Origin of the sequence: Mesorhizobium carmichaelinearum, assembly GCF_900199455.1 — a bacterium.
Classification (GTDB): Bacteria; Pseudomonadota; Alphaproteobacteria; order Rhizobiales; family Rhizobiaceae; genus Mesorhizobium; species Mesorhizobium carmichaelinearum.
Map to the genome: position 1 here is coordinate 1 of NZ_FZQR01000085.1, position 5,075 is coordinate 5,075.

Here is a 5,075-nt window from a genome sequence, read left to right on the forward strand (position 1 = left end):
GCCCCGATCCTTGATCAATCTCACCGCCTCAAGCTTGAACTCGCGGCTGAACTTCCTTCTTTGCATTCCCACTCTCCAGTTCCGTTAAACACCTTATCTCGGTGTCCACGAAACCGGCAGCAGGCCAATATGCGGGCTCTACGCACGTCCGGTAAGATCTGACCGACAGCACTTTGCCGTTGGTCAACGACCGGCGCAGCATCTGGTTCTTCCCGACGAGTGGGGCGTCAGTTGGCGGAATTCAGGACTTCGAGCGCCCCGTCCGGTCTTTCTTGTCTAAGTTCACATCCGGGTTAACGGAGCATTTGCGAGCCAGAACGGCGTTCACGATATCGAGAAGGCGGGTTGCTGCCGTTCCAGCCTTAGTTGTCGAAAGGTTTTCCGGCACGCTGGCGATTGTTGGATATAACAAATCCTTCTTGGGGTGGCTTTGAGGGGTTGGCACGGTTCTTAATGCTGCCTCTCACGCGCTCTGTTGAAAAACATCTTCAAGCTCGACGACGCGGGTTACATCACGCCCGGTGACACACAAAGTTGCCAAGGGGGGAATTGATCGCCACACAAGCTGTGCGATCCTGTCCGGAAAAGGCACTGGAATTCGAAAGCTCGCGTTGACGCTGGCGTCGGTCGAAATCTCGGCCCCGGAGGAGGTCCCAGGTGCAGGCGGATTCGCGTCTTCATCCCGACCATGTGGCGGGCGATCTTGATGAGGCGCAAACGCAGCGTGTCGAATTGTGCGACTGCAAAGCTCGAGCGCTTCGGCATCGCGACCCGCGAGGGCCACATCATGCGTCCCCTCGACGCCGGCCCTTGGCCGGGCGCCGAACAATTTGCGCGCCCCGGCGAGTGCGGTGAGCTGCCCACCGGCTAACGAGCCGGACGAAGATGCGGCGCCAAACAGCATTTGCATGGCATTCGTCATTCGCAGCGCGGATGAGTGGCATCCAAACAATCTATTTTACGAAGAGTGTGAACTGCTGCAGTTGACAATCCGGTTCTAGGAGAGAACCACGCCGCCGGGAGCGCCGCGGCGGCATAGCAATGCGTCGTCAGAAGGAGAATTTGCATGTCCTCAAACATGCAGTGGAAGCTGTGTTGGGAAAGTGAGCTGACTGTTGCAGATCACGCTCAGCTCGCCGAGTTCTTCCGAACCCTCTACGGACCGACGATATCCTCCCGTAACAAGCTGTTCGAAGGCCACCGCAGTTGGGCAAAAGCGCGGCCTGAATTTCGTGCCATCGGCTACGATGCAAATGGCGTGGTTGCCCATATGGGTTTGCTGCGCCGATTCATCAAAGTCGGGGAAGTCGAGATGCTGGTTGCTGAGCTGGGCCTGTACGGGGTCCGCCAGGACTCCGAGAGACTAGGAATAACCTATTCGATGCGTGCCATAGCCTCAGTCCTAGACAAGCTTAAGGTGCCCTTCATTTTTGGCGCAGTTCGGCCGCAGATGCGCAATCATGTGGAGAGGTTTTGCCGAAGCGGCTTTGGGACCATGTTCCCAGCAGTGCCCGTCCGCTCTACGCAACCTGACGTCTATCCCGATCTGCCCCCAACACGCACCGATGAGATGGTCGTGTGGGTGTTGCCGGTCGAAGGCTCTATGAGCGACTGGCCGGCTGGCGCGACGATTGATCGAAACGGGCCAGAGCTATGAGAGACCCAAACGGCTTGTTCAAAGCGTGCAGAGTGAGGCCTTGATGACGGCTCTCGGCTTTTGCAAAGCCGAAGCCGCGAAGGGGGCGTTGTGGCAGTTCGCCTCCGGCGCCTAGGCCTGCCGTGCGCAGCTTTTTTTGTCAAATGTCCATTCACCCAGGTGAGCCGCATCGCCAACAGCTTCTCAGCAGCTCGGCTGAGAGGTGGATACACAGCACCCAGATTAGGCCAACCCTTGAAGGAGGCAAAATGGCAGATCAACTAACGACGGACGTGATAGCCAGGCTGCAAAGCCATCCCATGTGGGGCGGCGGCGAGATAACGAGCGACACGACGTTGTCATCGCTCGGCATCGATTCTTTGGGACTGACTGACATCATGTGGGAACTGGAGCAGGCTTACGCCATCAAGATCGAGCTGAGCACGGCCGAAGCGTGGTCCGATTTGCAGAAGGTCTCGGACCTCGTTGACGCAGTTCGCGGGTTGATTGCCATGGAGGTCTGAGATGGACAGGCGGGTGGTGATTACCGGCGTTGGCGGCCTCTGTGGGCTGGGCACGGACGCTGCATCAATTTGGCAAGGCATGCGAGAAGGGCGGTCCGCGATCGGCCCTATCGTCAGCTCCGAGCCCTGCGACGCGCCAGCCAGAATTGGCGCCGAGATTAAGGTGCTTCCAGATCATGATATCGACCGCAAGCAACTATTCACGATGGATCGCTTCAGCGTGCTCGCCGTTATTGCGGCACGTGAGGCTGCGCGGCAGGCTGGCATTTCGTCGCAGGAAGGAAATGCAAGTCGCTGGGGTGCTACGATTGGCGTTGGTGCTTACGGTGCGGCAACGATGGAAGACAACTATCGCGCTCTGCTTTTGCGGAACGCCAACCGTACATCCACTTTTGCCGTCCCCAAGATCATGCCGGCGGCCGCCGCCGCGCAGGTCAGTATGAGCCTCGGCCTGCGCGGTCCGGTGTTCGGTCTCACGTCAGCCTGTTCGTCGGCTAACCATGCTATCGCGTCGGCAGTGGACCAGATCAGGCTCGGTCGAGCCGATGTGATGCTTGCCGGCGGCAGCGAAGCTCCATTCGCATGGGGATTGCTCAAGTCATGGGAAGCGCTGCGCGTGCTTGCGCCCGATACTTGCCGTCCCTTTTCCGCCGACAGGCGGGGTCTCGTATTGGGCGAGGGAGCGGGAATGGCCGTTCTGGAAAGCTATGAGCATGCCAAGGCGCGCGGCGCCACCATCCTCGCCGAAATCGCCGGGGTCGGCCTCTCCGCCGACGCGAACCACCTGGTCACGCCGACTGTCGAGGGGCCGCAGGACGCGATGCGTGCGTGCCTTGCTGATGCCAGGCTGAACGCCGAGGACGTCGATTACCTGAATGCGCACGGCACCGGCACCAAGGCGAACGACCAGATCGAGGTGGCAGCGATCAAACGAGTCTTTGGTGCCCATGCCCATTCGCTCGCCGTTTCCTCAACAAAGTCCATGCATGCGCATTGCCTAGGTGCTGCCAGTGCGATCGAAATGATCGCCTGCGTGATGTCTATCCGCGAGGGCGTCGTGCCGCCAACGGCGAACTATCGTGAACCAGATCCCGACTGCGACCTCGATGTCACTCCAAACCAAGCGCGCGAGCGCAAGGTACGCGTGGCACTCAGCAACGCATTCGCTTTTGGGGGAACCAACGCGGTACTGGCCTTCAGGCAGGTTTGACGGGCTGCTGTTACTTTGCCGGTGAATGGGGCGCGGCCGCATCTTTGTCGCCGGGCAGCAGCTCGCCGAGCCTCGTGTTCGGCCACCGCATCGGGGCCCCACGGAAGGGAAGAACGTAGTCTGATGAGCTTGGCCTTTGGAAAGTTGCTGGCCCGAACGTCCGGCCCCAATTGTCGTCAGATGTCTCGACGCTTGGGGGACCTGGATGATCCAATTCATCATCTCGCTCCTCAGGGTAGTGGAATTTGGAATGATGTCGCGTTGGTGCGTAAAACCTCTTATCCACCTGACTGGCATGTTATCTTCAATTCTGTTCTGATGCCTGTCGAGATCGAGGCCAGGCCGAACCGTGTGATCTTTGCCGGGGGGAACCGCCCACCGCGTGTTTTGCACGAGGGGCAAGGTAAAAATTCCATTGTCCTTACTTTCCGATGCGCAAGTGGCTGCTCAGAAAAATGCGGGCCGCCAATTCACTTGTCCCCCCAATCACCCGGTCATGGACCCTAAGAAAGACATACGACGAACTGCTCGTCACTCAAGCAACCGACAGCCGCGTCGGCTCTCACGGATCACCAGCGACATCGGTCTTTTGGAAGGTCACCGCTCTCGGCTGACGTTTCTGGAAAGACTCAGACGAGAGGTTGATTTCGATCTGTTCGGATGAGGTTTTCAGCCTGTCCTGGATAAATGGGAGGTTCTTAAGCCACATTGGTATAGCGTGGCGTTAGAAAGCACACCTGCAGGGTATTAATTTACAGCGAAGCTCGTGGATTGCTTCCTTTCTGAAACGATTCCCCAATCGATGGTGTTCATTGTTTTGGGGGACGCCAAGGTCTTCGAAAAAATCAAAGAAGTCGTTTACTCCGATCTTTGGAAAGAACGCCGCGCTGCAATACTGGAGGCAAAGCGGCTGGTCCTGCAAAAATATAACACCTTTGCCTGGCGCGCCGCCTTCATCAGCAACGTTCACGATAAGCCTTTGCCACCCCAAACCATGCGGATCGGTCGTTCAGGCGTGCGCCTGTGAACGTCGTATGTTTGCGAGCGTGGCGCGCTGGTCAAGGCGCACTGTCGATCCACATTGCGCGGAGCGGCCGGTGGCGCACTCTTTTCGCCATAGCCGGCGCCCGTCGCGGCAAAGAGCCGATCATCCCGCGCAGGGGAGCGCGCGCAGTAGGCATAGTTCTCTGTCGTTCGGCGAAGGCAGGAACTACGCTGGCCTTTTTACGGGGCCTCGAGCCTTAAGCCTTACAGCGCACGCCGGGCGCTTGTGACCCAGCCCACTTTTGTTGCGCCCAGGCGGGCTCGCTATAATGCTTGCAGGCCAAGCCACCAAAGCCTGGCCCAGGGCAATTGAAACGTCCGATGCCTTAATAGCCGCCGGGAGAAAGTCGGGTGGCAGACCAGCGGCGATAAGCCTGTAACTATCCAGCAGGCACATAAGCTCAGACATGACGTCCGGGAAAAAGATGTCGGCAACGAACGCCGGCCGGACCACTCCGCAGCAACCGCAAAGTCATCGTGCTCAACAGGCGCGTCTAGGCATTTCCATTTGGGCCCAGGCCGAGGGCGTCGACCAATGGGCAACAAGGTCAACGTCTCGAATGTATCGGGTCAATTCGCCTGCGCAGGTCGACGTATGAAGGGCGCACGAGGCGCCCTTCAGTTAGGACCCAGTATCAATGAGCCACGTTCGTGTTTGGTT

General features: G+C 58.6%; 4 protein-coding genes and 1 pseudogene. 4 read left to right on the top strand and 1 reads right to left on the bottom strand.

The window, feature by feature from the left end; all coding sequences use genetic code 11:
- Window positions 1-654 precede the first annotated feature (654 nt).
- Window positions 655-789: pseudogene (locus tag CKW40_RS46175) on the bottom strand (IS1380 family transposase); the annotation flags it as partial.
- A gap of 277 nt (window positions 790-1,066) precedes the next feature.
- Between CKW40_RS46175 and CKW40_RS41820 the strand changes: the two are divergent.
- From CKW40_RS41820 to CKW40_RS41835, 4 genes are all read left to right on the top strand, one after another.
- Window positions 1,067-1,657 (top strand): NodA family N-acyltransferase, encoded by a 591-nt coding sequence (locus tag CKW40_RS41820; RefSeq protein WP_095205325.1) that lies wholly within the window; start codon window positions 1,067-1,069, stop codon window positions 1,655-1,657.
- A gap of 248 nt (window positions 1,658-1,905) precedes the next feature.
- Window positions 1,906-2,160, top strand: coding sequence for an acyl carrier protein (locus CKW40_RS41825; RefSeq protein ID WP_095205328.1), 255 nt, complete (start codon window positions 1,906-1,908; stop codon window positions 2,158-2,160).
- A gap of 1 nt (window position 2,161) precedes the next feature.
- The gene (locus CKW40_RS41830; protein ID WP_095205326.1) at window positions 2,162-3,370 is read left to right on the top strand and encodes a beta-ketoacyl-[acyl-carrier-protein] synthase family protein; all 1,209 of its coding nucleotides are present in this window, start codon (window positions 2,162-2,164) and stop codon (window positions 3,368-3,370) included.
- Window positions 3,371-4,172: 802 nt separating this feature from the next.
- The gene (locus tag CKW40_RS41835) at window positions 4,173-4,397 is read left to right on the top strand and encodes a hypothetical protein (RefSeq protein ID WP_095205327.1); all 225 of its coding nucleotides are present in this window, start codon (window positions 4,173-4,175) and stop codon (window positions 4,395-4,397) included.
- Window positions 4,398-5,075: the final 678 nt, after the last annotated feature.